The organism is Gordonia sp. J1A, assembly GCF_055393515.1.
In genome coordinates this window covers 269,284-284,807 of sequence record NZ_AP041607.1, presented here as the reverse complement: position 1 = coordinate 284,807, position 15,524 = coordinate 269,284, and the positions used below count along the sequence as shown (strand labels likewise).

The following is a 15,524-nucleotide window of genomic DNA, read 5'->3' as shown; positions in this document are numbered from 1 at the left end:
TTACGGTACCGTAGGTTTCATGACGGACTCCTCGACGCCTACCAGGCCCGCAGGCCCCGCCGCCGGGGTCAAGCCCGTGCTGCGCGGAGTCATCCACACGTACGCCGCCTTCGTCGCGGCGGCCGTCGGCGTCGTGCTGATCGTCGGCACGGCGATGCACCGGAGCGCCCCCGCGGTGGTGGCAGTGGTCGTGTACGTGATCACCATCTGCGGGCTGTTCGGCACCAGCAGCGTGTACCACCGGATCGACTGGCGGACCCCCAGGGCGAGGATCGCCATGAAACGCGCCGACCATTCGATGATCTTCGTCTTCATCGCCGGCACCTACAGCCCGTTCTGCGTGATGGGTCTCGATTCGCCGACACGCTGGTGGGTGCTGGGCGTCGTGTGGGCCGGCGCCGTCGTCGGAGTGGCTCTCAAGATGATCTGGCCCGCCTCGCCGCGCTGGCTGGGAGTGGTGCTCTACATCGTGCTCGGGTGGGTGATCATCGCAGTCTCGCCGATGCTGGTCCACAACACCGGCGTCGCGGTCATCGTGCTGCTCGCCGTCGGCGGCGTGTTCTACAGCCTCGGCGGCGTTCTCTACGCCCTGCGCTGGCCCGAACCCTGGCCCGGAGTATTCGGCCATCATGAGGTGTTCCACGCCTGTACCGCCATCGCAGCGACCCTGCACTACATCGCCGTCTGGCTGGTGGTGATCGGCTGAGGCCGCCGGGCTAATCTGAGCGGGTGAACACGCCGATCCGCCTCTCGCGCCTGCGTGGCGCAGTGGTCGGCGGAACGTCCGCCGTCACCGGCGTGCTCGCCCACGCGACCGCGCAGGGCATGCTCCCCGAGACGTCGGTACTTCTGATGGTCGGAGCGGCCGCGGTGGCCGTGGGCATCGGCGTCCGCGCCGCGCCCAGCGTTCGGGCACTGCCCGCACTCGTGGCCGGCCAGGCACTGGTCCACCTGCTGCTCGTGCTCACCTCGGGTCATCACCATGACCTGTTCACCGCGCCGATGGCCGTCATGCACACCGCGGGCACCATAGCCGCACTGCTGCTGCTGTGCGGAGCCGAGATCCTGGTGCGGGCCGTCTCTGCGCTCGCCGTTCGCGCGAGCAGTCTGCGGCTGCGGCCCCGGACCGGCTACGCCGCCGTCGTCGTTCCCGCTCCCCCGCAAGCCGCACCGGCCGCGCTCGTCTTCCTCGGCGCCGTCGGACGCCGAGGCCCGCCCTTTTCGGTCTAGCAACCCACGTCATCACATCGCGTGCCGTCGACGGCGCGCGATGACTTCTGCTTGACCGAAAGGCACACCGTTGTCCACCACTCTGTCTTCGGCGACCCCGGAAACTCCGGACTCGCCGCCGAGACCCGCATCCACCCGCGCGACCCTCATCCGCCTCGTTCAGCGACTGCACTTCTACGCCGGCGTGCTGATCGCTCCGTTCCTGCTCATCGCCGCCGTCACCGGCGCTCTCTACGCCGTCTCCCCGTCGGCCGAGCAGTTGATCTACCGGCACCAACTGCACACGGACTCGTCCGGTCCGGCCAAGTCGGTCGCCGAGCAGGTCCGCGCCGCCCAGGCCGTACGCCCCGATCTCCAGGTCACGGCGGTGCAGCCGGCCACCGAACCCGGTGCCACCACTCGCGTGCTCTTCTCCGACCCGTCGCTCGGCGAGTCGGAGCGACTCGCCGTCTTCATCGACCCGGTGACCGGTGAGTCGCTCGGCCAGCTCGCGTCGTACGGGTCGTCCGGCGCGCTCCCGGTCCGTACGTGGATCGACCAACTCCACCGCAGTCTGCACCTCGGCGAACCGGGCAGGATGTACTCCGAGCTGGCCGCGTCGTGGCTGTGGGTCGTCGCGCTCGGCGGTCTGGTCATGTGGGCGGTCCAGGTCCGCAAGCGCCGCCGTGCGACCGGCAGTGGTTCCATGCTGCGCGGCCTTCCCCGCATGCGCGGCCGAGGCCGAACCATCAGCAGACACGGCGTCATCGGCACCTGGATCGCCGTGGCGCTGCTGTTCCTGTCGGCCACCGGCCTCACCTGGTCGACCTACGCGGGCGAACACGTCACCGAGCTGCGGTCGGCGCTGAATTGGACCACTCCGACCGTCGACTCGTCCCTCACCGGCACACCGCAGGCCGCCGGAGGCGAGCACGCCGATCATCAGATGAGCGGATCGGGCTCCATGTCCGGTGCCATGTCCTCGGCCGACGAGGTCGCGGGAATCGACGGCGCCATCGCTATCGCGCGCGCCAACGGCATCGGCGGGCCGGTGGAGGTGACGATCCCCGACAACGCCTCGACAGCCTTCGTCGTGGCCCAGAATCGCGTCCCGTGGCGGATGTCGACCAGCTCCATCGCCGTCGATCCGTCGCGCGACGCCGTGGTCGACGTCAACGACTTCTCCGACTGGCCGCTGGCCGCCAAGTTGTCCGCGTGGGGCATCCAGCTGCACATGGGGCTGCTGTTCGGCCTGGCCAATCAGCTCCTGCTGTTCGCGGTGATGATCGCGCTCATCGTCGCGATCGTGCTCGGTTACCGGTCGTGGTGGCAGCGGCGGTCGCGCACCCGCCGGATCGGTGCGCCCCCGGCACGTGGCGCGTTGCGGGAGCTCCCGTTGCCCCTCACGCTCGCGATCGCGGTGGCAGCGGTGGCCATCGGTTGGTTCATCCCGCTGCTCGGCTGGCCACTGCTGGCATTCCTGGTGGTCGACACAGTGATCGGCGCCGTCCGCACACGCGGTCTCGAATCAGCCGCATAGCTGATTCTCCGTCTACCCGGAACGGGCGAAAGGCGGCGAGGCATGGCGCGCCCGTACCCCGCTCCGGGTAGTCGCCGCTGAGGGTAGGGGTGCCGCTCGGCACCCCTACCGCGCGGCGCGCGCCAACCGGGCGAGCACTTCGGCCGACGCGTCCCATCCCATGCACTTGTCGGTGACCGACTGCCCGTACACCAGGTCGCCGCCGAGCGACTGCGCTCCCGGCACCAGGAAGCTCTCCAGCATCACACCCGAGAGCACCTGGTCCTCGCCCGCACGACGAGCCGCGGCGAACATCTCCGCGACCTCCACCGCGACCTCCGCCTGCCGCTCGTGATCCTTGCCCGAGTTCGCATGAGAGCAGTCGACCATCACCTTCGGCGACAGACCGGCCTCCGCGAGAGTCTGAACCGCGGAGTCCACCGAAGCCGCGTCGTAATTCGGGCCGGGCGTGCCACCGCGCAGGATGATGTGGCAGTCCTCGTTGCCCGAGGTGTGGACAACGGCGCCGCGACCGAAGTCGTCGACCCCGAAGAAGACGTGTTCGGCCGCCGCGGCCTTGACGCCGTCGATCGCGACCTGGACGTTGCCGTCGGTCCCGTTCTTGAAACCGACCGGCATCGACAGTCCCGACACCAGCTGGCGATGCACCTGCGATTCGGTGGTGCGAGCGCCGATCGCGCCCCAGGCGACGGTGTCCGCGATGTACTGCGGGCTGGTCGGCTCGAGGAATTCGCAGCCCACCGGCAGTCCCAGATCGATGACGTCGAGCAGCAGCGCGCGGGCCGTCCGCAGTCCGCGCTCGACGTCGAACGATCCGTCCATCCCGGGATCGTTGATCAGTCCCTTCCATCCCACGGTGGTGCGCGGCTTCTCGAAGTACACGCGCATCACGATCTTCAGCGCGTCGCGGTACTGCTCGGCGAGCGGCGCGAGGCGACGGGCGTAGTCGAGCGCGGCGACCGGATCGTGGACCGAGCAGGGCCCCACCACCACGATCATCCGATCGTCGTGGCCGGCGAGGATCGCCGCGATCTCCTCCCGATCGCGCTGCACGGCTTCGGCGCGACGCGCGGTCAGCGGAAGCTCACTGCGGAGAGCCTCCGGAGACGGGATCGGCGAGAACGCCGTCACCCGCCGGTCGGAGGTGGACGAACTCTGCCCACTGTCGGTGGTTGCGGCGTCGGTGGTGGTAGTCAAGGAAATGCCTTTCAGGTGTCATCCGCGAATCGGGCTGGTCCGCCGCTTCCGGATTCACGCCTGAGGCGCTCTGAGATACTCCCGAAACGACGAGAGCAGCGACCATCAGGTCACTGCTCAGGCTCCGGGAAGGTTGATGCGTGCGCGCGTTATCGCTTCATCTCGGCCCCACCCGGAGCCTTGATAAAGAAACGCCAATAGCGTGCGGACTGCATCACGCGACCGAGGCTAGCACAACCGCTTCCCCGGCCGCCAAATCGGCGGTCGGGGGTCACGGGATCGCGGCCAGCACGGTCTCCGCGTCGACGGCGGGCAGATCGCAGACGGTTCCGCGGCACACGTAGGCGGCGTCCAACCCGCCGACCGGTCCTCGATCCTCCAACAGCGGCAGCGAATCCCGTTCGCCGGCGACCACCACCACGCCGCCCGGCACGCCGCGCCGGATCTGCGCGGCGAGTTCGCCCGCGCTGTCGGCGGACTGAGCCACCGCCACCTGGACGGGCCCGGCCACTCGCGCGATCGCCACCGAAAGCCAATGCCCGGCCGAGCGCGGCGCCTTGGCGAGAATGAGTCCCGAGCGGCTCAGGGTCGCGTCGAGCAGTTCCCCGTAGCGTGCGGCATCGTCGACGGAGGGGACGAGAGTCGACGCCAGAAGCAACGCCTCGGCGGCCAGCGAGGCACCCGCCGGGGTGGCCCCGTCCACCGGATCGCGCGGACGGAGCAGCAGGCCGGTCGGATGGGCGTCGTACCAGGCGCCGAACGAATCCGGGTCGGCGAAGACCTCGATCATCTTCTCGATGACCGCCGACGCCGTTGTGCGCCAGCCGATCTCACCAGTCACCTGGTGCAGCGTCAGCAGCGCCGTCGCGAAGGCCGCGTAGTCGTCGAGACCGCCGAGGGGCGCCGCCGGCGTCCCGTCGAGCGACGACCGTCGCAACTCGTCCCCGACCAAGTGCACCTCGGCGAGGACCCGCGCGCATTCGGCGGCTCGCGCCACCCACCGCGGTCTTGCCAGCGCGGCGCCGGCCTCGGCCAAAGCCGTCACCGTCATCGCGTTCCACGCGGTCACCACCTTGTCGTCCCGGTCGGGCTGCGGTCGCCGGTCCCGTGCGGCGCGCAGACGCGACCGCACCGAGGCGTAACGGATCCGGTCGCCCGGGTCGCGGAGCAACTGCAGCGTGGAAGCCCCCTGCTCGAACGTCCCCCGATCGGTCACGGTGAACAGCGCCGCGGCCCACGCGCCGTCGTCGGGTCCGAGCACGTCGATGAGTTCGCCGGGGCGCCAGACGTAGGTGAGCCCTTCGACGCCTTCGGTGTCGGCATCGAGCGACGAGGCGAATCCCGACCCGGTCCACAGGTGCTCGTCGAGGAAGTCGGCGGTCTCCTCCGCCACCCGCAGCGCCAGCGCGTCACCGCGCCTCGCTAGATGGGCGTACGCGCGCAACAGCAGAGCGTTGTCGTAGAGCATCTTCTCGAAGTGCGGAACCACCCAGTCTGCGTCGACGGCATAGCGGGCGAAACCGCCCGCTAGCTGGTCGTATATGCCTCCGCGCGCCATCGCGTGGGCGGTGCGCGTGGCCACGGCACCTGCTTCGCCGAGACCCAGCAGTTCATCGGCGCGCAACAGTGCTTCCAGCAGGGCGGTGGGCGGGAACTTCGGCGCAGCGCCGAATCCGGACGAGCGCGGATCCTCGTCGGAACAGATCGCGCGGACCGCGTCGGCGAGCAGTTGTGCGTCCGGCGGCGGCCCGGTCGGCAGTGAGGCCGCGTTGGCGCGCAGGTGTTCTGCGATCTTGGTTCCTGCGACGATCACCTCGTCGCGCCGGTGATCCCAGGTCCGGGTGATCGCGTCCATCACCTCGGAGAATCCGGGCTGCCCGTTGCGGGGCGTGGGCGGAAAGTAGGTGCCGCAGTAGAACGGATCGGCGTCGGGTGTCAGGAAGCAGGTCATCGGCCACCCGCCCTGGCCGGTCATCGCGACCGTCGCGGCCATGTAGATCGCGTCGATGTCGGGACGTTCTTCTCGGTCCACCTTGATGCAGACGAAGTCCCGGTTCATCTGCGCGGCCAGCGTCTCGTTCTCGAAGGTCTCGTGCGCCATCACGTGACACCAGTGGCACGCGGCATACCCCACCGACAGCAGCACCGGGACGTCGCGGCGGCGCGCCTCGTCGAAGGCCTCCTCACCCCACTCCTGCCAGTGAACCGGGTTGGCGGCGTGCTGGCGCAGATAGGGGCTCGACGATTCACCGAGCCGATTACGAGCGCTATCCGCGGTCTGTGGATCCTCCACTGTTCTGGCCTCCATTGTCGTGGCCCGTGTTGTTCCGGTGTCCGTCACCGGCGCCGTTCTCGGCCTCGGCCGGTGTCGTCGACTCGGGTAGCCCGGCCGGGTCGTCGACTCGGTCGGTGCCGTCGTCGAAGGCCTGGTCCGGTGCAGGATTGTCGGCGTCGAAACTCTCGGGCAGCTTCTTGAGCTGCTTGTTCATCGACCGGATCAGCAAGAAGACGGCGATCAGCAGCAGGATGATGATCAGCAGGCCGATCGGCGACGCCTTGCCGAATTCCGGGCCTTTCGCCGGCTCGTCGGCCAGTAGCATCACCGCGTCAGAGGACAGGGACAGGACGTTCATTGCTGCTCAATTCCGGCGAAGAGATCGTTCTCCGGGAGGTCTGTGTGCACCCGGGTCTGCGCCAGCTCGAATTCTTCGGTCGGCCACAGTCGCTGCTGCCATTCCAGCGGGACAGCGAAGAAGAAGCCGTTGGGGTCGATCTGCGTCGCGTGTGCGCGGAGTGCGTCGTCGCGCTGCACGAAGTAGTCGCTGCACTCCACCTGGGTGGTGACGCGGCCCATCATGTCGCCTTGGTTACGGCGCCACTTGCTGAGCCATTCCTTGAACGGGTTCTCCTGACCGGCCTTCTCGAACTCGTCCGAGAACGCGAGGATCCGATCGCGGATGAAACCGTGCGTGTAATAGAGCTTGAGCGGCGTCCACGGATCGCCGGCCTCGGGGAACTGTTCCGGATCACCGGACGAGTCCCACGCCGCCATCGACACCTCGTGGCACTTGATGTGGTCGGGATGCGGGTAGCCGCCGTTCTCGTCGTAGGTGATGATCACGTGCGGACGGAACTCGCGGATCACCTTCACCAGACGCTCGTTGGCCTCCTCGAGCGGTACCAGCGCGAAGCATCCCTCCGGCAGCGGAGGCAGCGGGTCGCCCTCGGGCAGACCCGAGTCGACGAAGCCGAGCCACCGGTGCTGCACGCCGAGCGCCTTGGCCGCGGCAGCCATCTCGTCACGCCGGATCTGTGTGATGTTGTCCATCACTCCCGGGCGGTCCATCGCCGGGTTCAGGATGTCGCCGCGCTCCCCGCCGGTGAGGGTGACGACCATCACCTCGTGCCCCTGCGCTGCGTATTTGGCCAGAGTCGCCGCCGCTTTGCTCGACTCGTCGTCGGGATGTGCGTGCACAGCCATGAGCCGCAGCCCGTTCGCGCGTTCGGTCACGCTTCCTCACCTTCGCTTAGCTCCTACCCAACATGGTAGGTATTGACGCGTGAGCACATCAGACGGGGGCGCCGACCAGCAGAAGCCGCGCAGTGGCCCGCGGGCGACCTATCCGGCAGATCGGTCGCGGAGCAGCAAGCGCCGCTGGTTCTACGGGCTCGCCGTGCTCGTCGTCGTCGCGGGTGTCGGGATCGCATACCTCGGTTTCCGTCAGTTCGGCGATCCGGACGTCTCTGGACAGGCGACGGGTTACGAGCTCCTCTCGTCCGACCGCGTCGCCGTTCAGTACACCGTCAACCGCAACAGCCCGGACGACGCCGTCGTCTGCATCGTCCGCGCGCGCGCCAAGGACGGCGCCGAAGTGGGCCGCCGCGAGGTGCTGGTCCCCGCGGGCACCGAGGTGCAGGTCGGCGCCCGCACCGAGGTCGCGACGTCTCGGCCGCCGGTGATCGGCGAGGTGTTCGGCTGCACGCTCAACGTACCCCCCTACCTCTCCCCGAACGCATGACGCACGCCGGGCAGGCGGTCTTCGCCAAACTCGCCAGTCCGTACTACCCGGCGCTGACGGCGCTGTTCGTCGGCATCATGCTGATCAGCAACATCGCCGCCACCAAGGCCGTCGTCCTGTTCGACGACTGGCTGCACTTCGACCTCGGCCCTCTTCACGTCAACGGCCTGGTGACCGACGGGGCCTTCTTCCTGTTCCCGCTGAGCTACGTCATCGGCGACGTCATCAGCGAGGTCTACGGGTTCCGCGCGATGCGCCGGACCATCGCCTCCGGTTTCGCTGTGATCGTCCTCGCGTCCCTGTGCTTCTGGGTGGCGATCGAACTGCCCGCCGCAGACTTCTACGACGGCCAGTCCGGGTTCGAGTCGGTCCTCGGCACGGTTCCGCGGATCGTCGCCGCCGGGCTCGCCGGTTACGTCGTCGGCGAGCTGCTGAATTCCTTCGTGCTCGTGAAGATGAAGGAGCGGGCCGGGGAGCGGCACCTATGGGCCCGGCTGATCGGGTCCACCGTGGTCGGCGAGTTCTTCGACACGCTCGTGTTCTGTTCCATTGCCGCCACGGCGATCGGAATCAGCACGTGGTCGGACTTCATCAACTACGTCGTCATCGGTTTCGTGTGGAAGACGCTGGTGGAAGTGGTCGTCATGCCGATCACGTACGCCGTGGTCCGCTACCTCAAGCGGGCCGAGCCGAGCTATGCCGAAGCGCTCGCCGATGTTAGCCGAGTCACCTCGGATGTGCCTTAGAACACAGGCGCTGCTATCATTGGCTGTGCACGGCTCCGCGAGGGGCCGTGTTGCTGCATTTAGAGCAGTCCAAGCGGACAGATCGTCCAGTAGCGGACAGCAAAGGAGACCACAATGACCGATGCGGGTGTGACTTGGTTGACGCCGGAGTCGTACGAGCGCTTGAAGGGTGAGCTCGATTCGCTTATTGCGAATCGGCCGGTCATTGCCGCCGAGATCAACGAGCGCCGCGAAGAGGGCGACCTCAAGGAGAACGGCGGCTATCACGCAGCGCGCGAGGAGCAGGGCCAGCAGGAAGCGCGTATTCGCCAGCTGCAGGATCTGCTCAACAAGGCGAAGGTCGGCGAAGCCCCGAAGCAGTCGGGTGTGGCGCTCCCCGGCTCGGTCGTGACCGTCTACTACGACGGCGACGAGTCGGACAAGGAGACTTTCCTCATCGCCACCCGCGAGGAGGGTTCGGGCGACATCGAGATCTACTCGCCGAGCTCGCCGCTGGGCGCGGCTCTCATCGATGCGAAGGTCGGAGAGACTCGGACGTACACGGTCCCCAGCGGCGCCGAGATCAGTGTGACGCTGGTCAGCGCAGAGCCGTACCAGCCGTAAGTTCAGGCCGGAAAGGGCCGATCCGCACAGCGGATCGGCCCTTTCTCATGTCTGGACCCACTCCGAGGGAACGTCAGTACCGCCGGCCCGGAAAGTCGTCTGGGCGGGGCTCATCAGGCCGGTCGGGCGTCGTCTCGTCCGACTGCGCGAACTCATCCGCCAGCAGCCTCAGTAGCTCCGCCTCGACGTCGGAGAGCGCGTGGTTGGTCTCCTGCTCGGCCGCCCGCATCCCCGGCCGCGTATCAGCGCCGGGCATCAGATAGGTCGGTGGAACGTCGAGCGCCCGAGCGAGGCGGTACACCGTCGACATCAGCGGGTCGGCGATCCCCGACGCGCTGTTGCTGGTCGCTCGCTCCAGATTCGATACCGCGTTTCGGTGCAACCCGCACCGCTCCGCGAGCTCTTCCTGGGACAGGCCGCGCGCCTTCCGGACGGTCACCAGACGATGACCGAACGCGAACGCATAGGTATCCCACTCGAGGGATCCACGGTCGGCCGACAGCACAACAACCAATCTGACGACTGCACACCAGAATGTCCGCACACCACCGTGTGCGAGTGCCGTGACCTGCGGCTACGCGGCGAAATTGGTTGTCACAAAGGCATTTTCGAGATCGTCGCGCGAGTGAAGGCCAGTGCACGGTCGCAGATCTCGGAGGGCGGCGGCGGTGGGACTACATGGAACATGACCAACGTGATCACACCTGCTCGGCCAGATTGGACGTAGGTGTCACAATCCTGACCCGAAGATGTGTAATGAACTCCGACAGTGCGACCGCCAATCTGAACGTCCGGTAGCCAAGAATCAACCTCTGAAGAGTATCTCGCCTGGTTGGCCGCAAGGCTCACGGAATTCCCTACGAACTGGCTCACCGTCCAATCCGCTCGACCGAGAGCCGTCGACTTCCATCGACAGCCTCGCAAAGACTGGCCGTCCGTCCCTGCAGAGTCGTTAACCGTCGATGGGTCGAGACCAAGGTCAACCAGGGTCTCATGCGACACGGCCGCACACGGTTCATAGGTGGTGCCGTCGTTCCGTTCGTTCCACCGATGGGGGAACGCGTTCTCGAAAGGGAGCGCCCCAGTCTTTGTCTGCTGTTGAGAGACCCCTACCGTTCCAGCGGATCGCACTTCTTCGCTTGCCTCACGGATGTGCGCACAACCGCCGGCGACGAACGTGAGCAGCAGAGCACCGAGTACTCTCGCTCCCCTTGTGCATGCGCTAGGACACATGTCGGATCGCCACATCATCCGCTTCCCTAAGACGCAGCTCTGCTGCAGTAGCAGTCTCGGCCAGCCCCGCTGCAGAGTCCGCCTGGCCATTCAGAGACTGAACACCATCACGGACCAGTATTTGAAGACTGTGGAAGAGTCCCTCGCCCTCCACACAACCCGTTCCGAAGTAGTTCGTTCGGATAACACTGCCGAGCGCCGCTGCCAACTCCCCCAACTCATCGGCGCACTCTTGCGCGACCTCCGCCCGTTTTCGCCAGAGTTCCTGCACGTAGACGAGTTCGCTCACTATGCCCTCCGGTGCGCCGACGCGATGGAACGACATTCCGTAGCGGAGACCGTCACCCCCCAAATCGAGACGGTCTCCGCTCCGGAATCCCCTTCGCCATCAAGTCTGTTTTCGTGTTCATGAATTAGACGCACCAAACGCCCGATCGGTTCCACTTTGCGCGAGAGTTCTTTTCCAGCAACCGTTTTCGCTGGTCAAGAGACCAGCCAGAACCGCACCGGCGTGTCGGCGCACGGCTACACTGCGTACCCATGGCCTACGACCTGCAACCGTTCGACGAGTTCTACTTCGACACCGCGCCGATGAAGTACACCATCGATGTGCACATCCCCGTCGCTCCCGAGACCGCGTGGGCCGAGTTCACGCGCCAGAACACCCTGGACTGGTGCCGTGCACTGAACTCGGTCACGTACACATCGCCCGCGCCGTACGGCGTGGGCACCACACGCTCGGTGGCACTCGCCCCGGGCGTCGTGAAGATGGACGAGTACTTCTTCCTGTGGGACGAGGACTCCGAGACGTCGACGTACAAACACGGCTTCCACGGCGTGCGGGCGAACATCCCCGGACTCAGGAAGTTCGGCGAATACACCGGGGTGTCGCCGACCGAGCACGGCTCACGCCTTGTCTGGAAGTTCGCGATGGAACTCGGCGGCACCGGGCTGCCGCCGTTCCTGTCCGGTCCCATCGCCAACGGCGCCTTCGGCACGGTGAAGACCGACACCGTCAAGCATTTCGCGACCTTCAACGGCTGACACCGCGAGCCGTTCGCCACGGCTCACGGCGTCGTCCCCGTTACGCGAGCGCCTGGCGCACGTCTTCGAGAAGATCGTCGGCGTCCTCGATTCCGACCGACAGTCGGACGAGGTTGTCGGGCACCTCGAGCAGAGAGCCGGCGGTGGACGCGTGGGTCATCGCTCCCGGATGCTCGATCAGCGACTCGATGCCGCCGAGCGATTCGGCGAGGGTGAACACCTTAGTCCGCGCACAGAAGTCGAGCGCAGCCTCACGACCACCGGTCAGCTGAACGGAGATCATGCCGCCGAAGCGCCGCATCTGCTTGGCCGCGACCGCATGCCCCGGGTGGTCGGCCAGCCCCGGATAGAGCACCTTCTCGATCTTCGGATGCGCCGAGAAGAACTCGACGAGCTTCTCGGCGTTGTCGCAGTGCCGGTCCATTCGCACGGCGAGTGTCTTGATGCCTCGCATCGTCAGGTAGGCGTCGAAGGGCCCCGGAACTGCGCCCGCGCCGTTCTGGAGGAAGGCGATGTCGGAGTCGAGCTGCTCGTCGTTGGTGACGATCGCTCCGCCGACCACGTCCGAGTGTCCGCCGAGATACTTGGTCGTCGAATGCACGACGGCATCGGCGCCGAGCGTCAGCGGCTGCTGCAGGTACGGAGTCGCGAAGGTGTTGTCCACGACGAGCTTGGCGCCGGCCGCGTGCGCGACCTCGGCGACAGCCGCGATGTCGCCGACGTTGAGAAGCGGATTGGTGGGCGTCTCGACCCAGACGAGCTTGGTCGCGGGGGTGATCGCCGCACGGATCGCCTCGACGTCGACGACCGGCGCCACCGAGTAGGTGATACCCCACTCGGTGAATACCTTGTCGATCAGCCGGAAGGTGCCGCCGTACGCGTCGTTCGGGATCACGAGGTGGTCGCCGGGACGCAGCGTGGCGCGCAGCAGCGCGTCGGTGGCCGCCATGCCCGACGCGAACCCGCGACCGAACCGTCCGGCCTCGATGGCCGCGATATTGGCCTCCAGCACCCGGCGGGTCGGGTTGCCGGTACGCGCGTACTCGAACCCGTCGCGCATCCCGCCGACGCCGTCCTGCGCGAACGTGGAGCTCGCGTAGATCGGCACGTTCACCGCACCGGTGCGCTCATCCGGATCCCAGCCCGCGTGAATTGCCTTGGTCGAAAATCCCTGCTCGGACACTACTTCTCCTCCTGCTGACGGATGGCGATCGGGTGCGTGCTCGCGAAGGCGAGCAGGTCGTGCCGGGTGATGACGCCGACCGGCTTGCCGTCGTCCACCACCATCAACGCGTCGGAGGTGCTGAGAGCTTCCATCGCGGCCGAGACGGGCTCGCCCGCACCGATGAGCGGAAACGCCTCGCCCATGTGCGCCGACACCGGGTCGGCCAGATTGGCGCGCCCCTCGAAGACCGCGCTGAGCAGGTCACGCTCGGACACCGCGCCTGCGACCTCGCCGGCGGTGATGGGCGGTTCGGCGCCGACAACCGGCATCTGCGAGACGCCGAACTCGCGAAGAATCTCGATCGCGTCGCGGAGCGTCTCCTGGGGATGCGTGTGCACCAGATCAGGCAGCGTGCCGCCCTTTCCTCGGAGCACATCGCCGACACGCGATTCCGTGCGCGGAGTGCCGTCGAGCGGCGTGCGCAGGAACCCGTAGCTGCTCATCCAATCGTCGTTGAAGATCTTCGACATGTAGCCGCGACCGCCGTCCGGAAGCAGCACCACGACCACGGCGTCCGGCCCCTCACGCTCGGCGATCTTCAGCGCGGCCACCACCGCCATACCGCACGAGCCGCCGACCAGCAGGCCCTCTTCACGCGCCAGCCGCCGGGTCATCTCGAACGAGTCGGCGTCGGACACCGCGACGATCTCGTCGGGGACGGTGGGGTCGTAGGCGTCCGGCCAGAAGTCCTCGCCCACGCCCTCGACGAGGTACGGACGCCCCGATCCACCCGAATAGACCGAGCCTTCGGGGTCGACGCCGACCACCTTCACGCGCCCGTCGGAGACCTCCTTGAGGTAGCGGCCGGTTCCGGTGATGGTGCCGCCGGTGCCGACGCCTGCGACGAAATGGGTCACCTTGCCCTCGGTGTCGCGCCAGATCTCCGGACCGGTGGTCTCGTAATGACTCAGCGGGCCGTTCGGATTCGCGTACTGGTTCGGCTTCCACGCTCCCGGGATCTCCCGGGTGAGGCGATCGGAGACGTTGTAGTAGCTGTCGGGGTGCTCCGGCGGGACGGCGGTCGGGCACACGACCACCTCGGCACCGTAGGCGCGCAGCACGTTGCGCTTGTCCTCGGCCACCTTGTCCGGGCAGACGAAGACGCATTTGTAACCGCGCTGCTGCGCGACCAACGCGAGACCCACACCGGTGTTGCCCGACGTCGGCTCGACGATGGTGCCACCGGGCTTGAGCTCGCCGGATTCCTCGGCCGCGTCGATCATGCGGGTGGCGATGCGGTCCTTGGAACTGCCGCCCGGGTTGAGGTACTCGACTTTGGCGGCGACCAGGCCGGACCCCGGCTGCACGACCTTGTTGAGCTTGACGAGCGGAGTGTTCCCGACCAGGTCTACAACGTGATTGGCGATGCGCATACCGTCCATGGTCCCATCTACGACCACGCCCCGCCCGATCGGGCGGTCAATGGATCGTCCGAAATGCGCAGTGACGCCCTGGAGTAACGTGGCGCACATGTCTGAAGCTGTCATCGTCTCCACCGCACGCTCCCCGATCGGCCGCGCCGGCAAGGGCTCTCTGAAGGACGTTCGTCCGGACGAGCTCGCTCGCCAGATGGTCGCCGCCGCACTCGCCAAGGTTCCCGAACTCGACGTCGCCGACATCGAGGACATCCACATGGGCATCGGCCAGCCCGGTGGCCAGGGCGCCTACAACATCGGCCGCGTGGTCGCCGTCGAGCTCGGTCTCGACCACGTCCCCGGCGTCACCGTCAACCGCTACTGCTCGTCGTCGCTGCAGACCACTCGCATGGCGTTCCACGCCATCAAGGCCGGCGAGGGCGACGTCTTCATCTCCGGCGGCGTCGAGAGCGTCTCCAGCTTCGGTGTCTCCGGCGGCGCCGACGGGGCACCCAACTCGAAGAACCCGGTCTTCGACGAGGCCATCGCTCGTACGGCCAAGGCCTCCGAGGGCGGCGCGGGAAAGTGGCACGATCCCCGCGAGGCCGGGCTGCTCCCCGACGTCTACATCGCGATGGGCGAGACCGCCGAGAACGTCGCCTCGTACACCGGCATCTCCCGCGAGGATCAGGACCGCTGGGGCGTCCTGAGCCAGAACCGTGCCGAGAAGGCCATCAACGACGGCTTCTTCGCCCGCGAGATCGACCCGGTCACGCTGGCCGACGGCACCCAGGTCACCACTGACGACGGCCCGCGCGCCGGCACCACCTACGAGAAGATCTCGCAGCTCAAGCCGGTCTTCCGTCCGGACGGCACGGTGACGGCGGGCAACGCGTGCCCGCTGAACGACGGCGCCGCCGCGCTGGTCGTCATGAGCGATGACAAAGCGAAGGCGCTCGGTCTCAAGCCGCTGGCCCGCATCGTCGCGACCGCGGCCACCGGCCTGTCGCCCGAGATCATGGGGCTGGGCCCGATCGAGGCCGTGCGCAAGGTTCTCCGCGTCGCAGGCATGTCGATCTCCGACATCGATCTGTTCGAGATCAACGAGGCATTCGCCGTCCAGGTCCTGGGTTCGGCGGCCGAGCTCGGCATCGACCATGACAAGCTGAACGTCTCCGGCGGCGCGATCGCCCTGGGTCACCCGTTCGGCATGACCGGCGCCCGGATCACCACCACCCTGCTGAACAACCTCAACACCTACGACGGTCAGTTCGGCATCGAGACCATGTGCGTCGGCGGTGGCCAGGGCATGGCGATGGTGCTCGAGCGTCTCTGACGGCGAGCCCTCACACG

Annotated in this window: 17 protein-coding genes; 8 read left to right on the top strand and 9 right to left on the bottom strand. The window is 67.3% G+C overall.

The genetic code is table 11. The annotated features are described in order from the left end of the window. Positions 1-19 precede the first annotated feature (19 nt). From trhA to ACZ5QD_RS01350, 3 genes are all read left to right on the top strand, one after another. Positions 20-706, top strand: coding sequence for a PAQR family membrane homeostasis protein TrhA (trhA, locus tag ACZ5QD_RS01360; protein WP_062367143.1), 687 nt, complete (start codon positions 20-22; stop codon positions 704-706). Positions 707-729: 23 nt separating this feature from the next. Beyond that, on the top strand, positions 730-1,230 hold the full coding sequence (locus ACZ5QD_RS01355; protein WP_006898044.1) for a hypothetical protein: 501 nt from the start codon (positions 730-732) through the stop codon (positions 1,228-1,230). A gap of 70 nt (positions 1,231-1,300) precedes the next feature. Beyond that, positions 1,301-2,749, top strand: coding sequence for a PepSY-associated TM helix domain-containing protein (locus ACZ5QD_RS01350; RefSeq protein ID WP_375002455.1), 1,449 nt, complete (start codon positions 1,301-1,303; stop codon positions 2,747-2,749). A 105-nt stretch (positions 2,750-2,854) separates the two neighbouring features. Here the strand turns inward: ACZ5QD_RS01350 and ACZ5QD_RS01345 are convergent, their stop codons facing one another. The 4 genes from ACZ5QD_RS01345 to mca all read right to left on the bottom strand — a co-directional run bounded on the left by ACZ5QD_RS01345 (position 2,855) and on the right by mca (position 7,427). Further along, the gene (locus tag ACZ5QD_RS01345; protein WP_006898046.1) at positions 2,855-3,946 is read right to left on the bottom strand and encodes a 3-deoxy-7-phosphoheptulonate synthase; all 1,092 of its coding nucleotides are present in this window, start codon (positions 3,944-3,946) and stop codon (positions 2,855-2,857) included. Between the two features lie 271 nt (positions 3,947-4,217). After that, positions 4,218-6,254, bottom strand: a complete 2,037-nt coding sequence (locus ACZ5QD_RS01340; protein ID WP_375002457.1) for a thioredoxin domain-containing protein — start codon at positions 6,252-6,254, stop codon at positions 4,218-4,220. Continuing rightward, complete coding sequence (locus ACZ5QD_RS01335) at positions 6,214-6,579, bottom strand: hypothetical protein (RefSeq protein WP_006898048.1); 366 nt, start codon at positions 6,577-6,579, stop codon at positions 6,214-6,216. Before ACZ5QD_RS01335 ends, ACZ5QD_RS01340 begins: the two co-directional genes overlap by 41 nt. Next, complete coding sequence (gene mca, locus ACZ5QD_RS01330; protein WP_045537340.1) at positions 6,576-7,427, bottom strand: mycothiol conjugate amidase Mca; 852 nt, start codon at positions 7,425-7,427, stop codon at positions 6,576-6,578. Before mca ends, ACZ5QD_RS01335 begins: the two co-directional genes overlap by 4 nt. Before the next feature lie 79 nt (positions 7,428-7,506). Here mca and ACZ5QD_RS01325 point away from each other — a divergent pair, with 79 nt between their 5' ends. The 3 genes from ACZ5QD_RS01325 (at position 7,507) to greA (ending at position 9,314) form a co-directional block, all read left to right on the top strand. Continuing rightward, a complete protein-coding gene (locus ACZ5QD_RS01325) occupies positions 7,507-7,965 on the top strand; it encodes a DUF4307 domain-containing protein (RefSeq protein ID WP_006898050.1) in 459 nt (152 codons plus the stop codon). Next, entirely contained in the window at positions 7,962-8,711 is a 750-nt protein-coding gene (locus ACZ5QD_RS01320) for a queuosine precursor transporter (RefSeq protein WP_375002460.1), read from the top strand. The genes ACZ5QD_RS01325 and ACZ5QD_RS01320 overlap by 4 nt, the downstream gene beginning before the upstream one ends. 114 nt (positions 8,712-8,825) lie before the next feature. Next, the gene (gene greA / locus ACZ5QD_RS01315; RefSeq protein WP_006898052.1) at positions 8,826-9,314 is read left to right on the top strand and encodes a transcription elongation factor GreA; all 489 of its coding nucleotides are present in this window, start codon (positions 8,826-8,828) and stop codon (positions 9,312-9,314) included. 73 nt (positions 9,315-9,387) lie between these two features. On the opposite strand, the gene ACZ5QD_RS01310 is transcribed toward greA, so the two are convergent. The 3 genes from ACZ5QD_RS01310 to ACZ5QD_RS01300 form a co-directional block, all read right to left on the bottom strand. Further along, complete coding sequence (locus ACZ5QD_RS01310; RefSeq protein ID WP_006898053.1) at positions 9,388-9,819, bottom strand: helix-turn-helix domain-containing protein; 432 nt, start codon at positions 9,817-9,819, stop codon at positions 9,388-9,390. 89 nt (positions 9,820-9,908) lie between these two features. Beyond that, positions 9,909-10,547 (bottom strand): DUF3558 family protein, encoded by a 639-nt coding sequence (locus tag ACZ5QD_RS01305; RefSeq protein ID WP_464367251.1) that lies wholly within the window; start codon positions 10,545-10,547, stop codon positions 9,909-9,911. After that, positions 10,537-10,836 (bottom strand): hypothetical protein, encoded by a 300-nt coding sequence (locus ACZ5QD_RS01300; protein ID WP_197078048.1) that lies wholly within the window; start codon positions 10,834-10,836, stop codon positions 10,537-10,539. The genes ACZ5QD_RS01305 and ACZ5QD_RS01300 overlap by 11 nt, the downstream gene beginning before the upstream one ends. A gap of 251 nt (positions 10,837-11,087) precedes the next feature. On the opposite strand from ACZ5QD_RS01300, the gene ACZ5QD_RS01295 reads away from it, so the two are divergent. Continuing rightward, positions 11,088-11,591, top strand: a complete 504-nt coding sequence (locus ACZ5QD_RS01295; RefSeq protein ID WP_062367151.1) for an SRPBCC family protein — start codon at positions 11,088-11,090, stop codon at positions 11,589-11,591. Between the two features lie 40 nt (positions 11,592-11,631). Here ACZ5QD_RS01295 and ACZ5QD_RS01290 read toward each other — a convergent pair whose 3' ends face one another. Further along, entirely contained in the window at positions 11,632-12,774 is a 1,143-nt protein-coding gene (locus tag ACZ5QD_RS01290; RefSeq protein ID WP_006898057.1) for a cystathionine gamma-synthase, read from the bottom strand. Next, entirely contained in the window at positions 12,774-14,189 is a 1,416-nt protein-coding gene (locus ACZ5QD_RS01285) for a cystathionine beta-synthase (protein WP_006898058.1), read from the bottom strand. Before ACZ5QD_RS01285 ends, ACZ5QD_RS01290 begins: the two co-directional genes overlap by 1 nt. A 97-nt stretch (positions 14,190-14,286) precedes the next feature. Between ACZ5QD_RS01285 and ACZ5QD_RS01280 the strand changes: the two genes are divergently transcribed. Next, complete coding sequence (locus tag ACZ5QD_RS01280) at positions 14,287-15,507, top strand: acetyl-CoA C-acetyltransferase (protein WP_464367050.1); 1,221 nt, start codon at positions 14,287-14,289, stop codon at positions 15,505-15,507. The last annotated feature ends 17 nt before the right edge of the window (positions 15,508-15,524 follow it).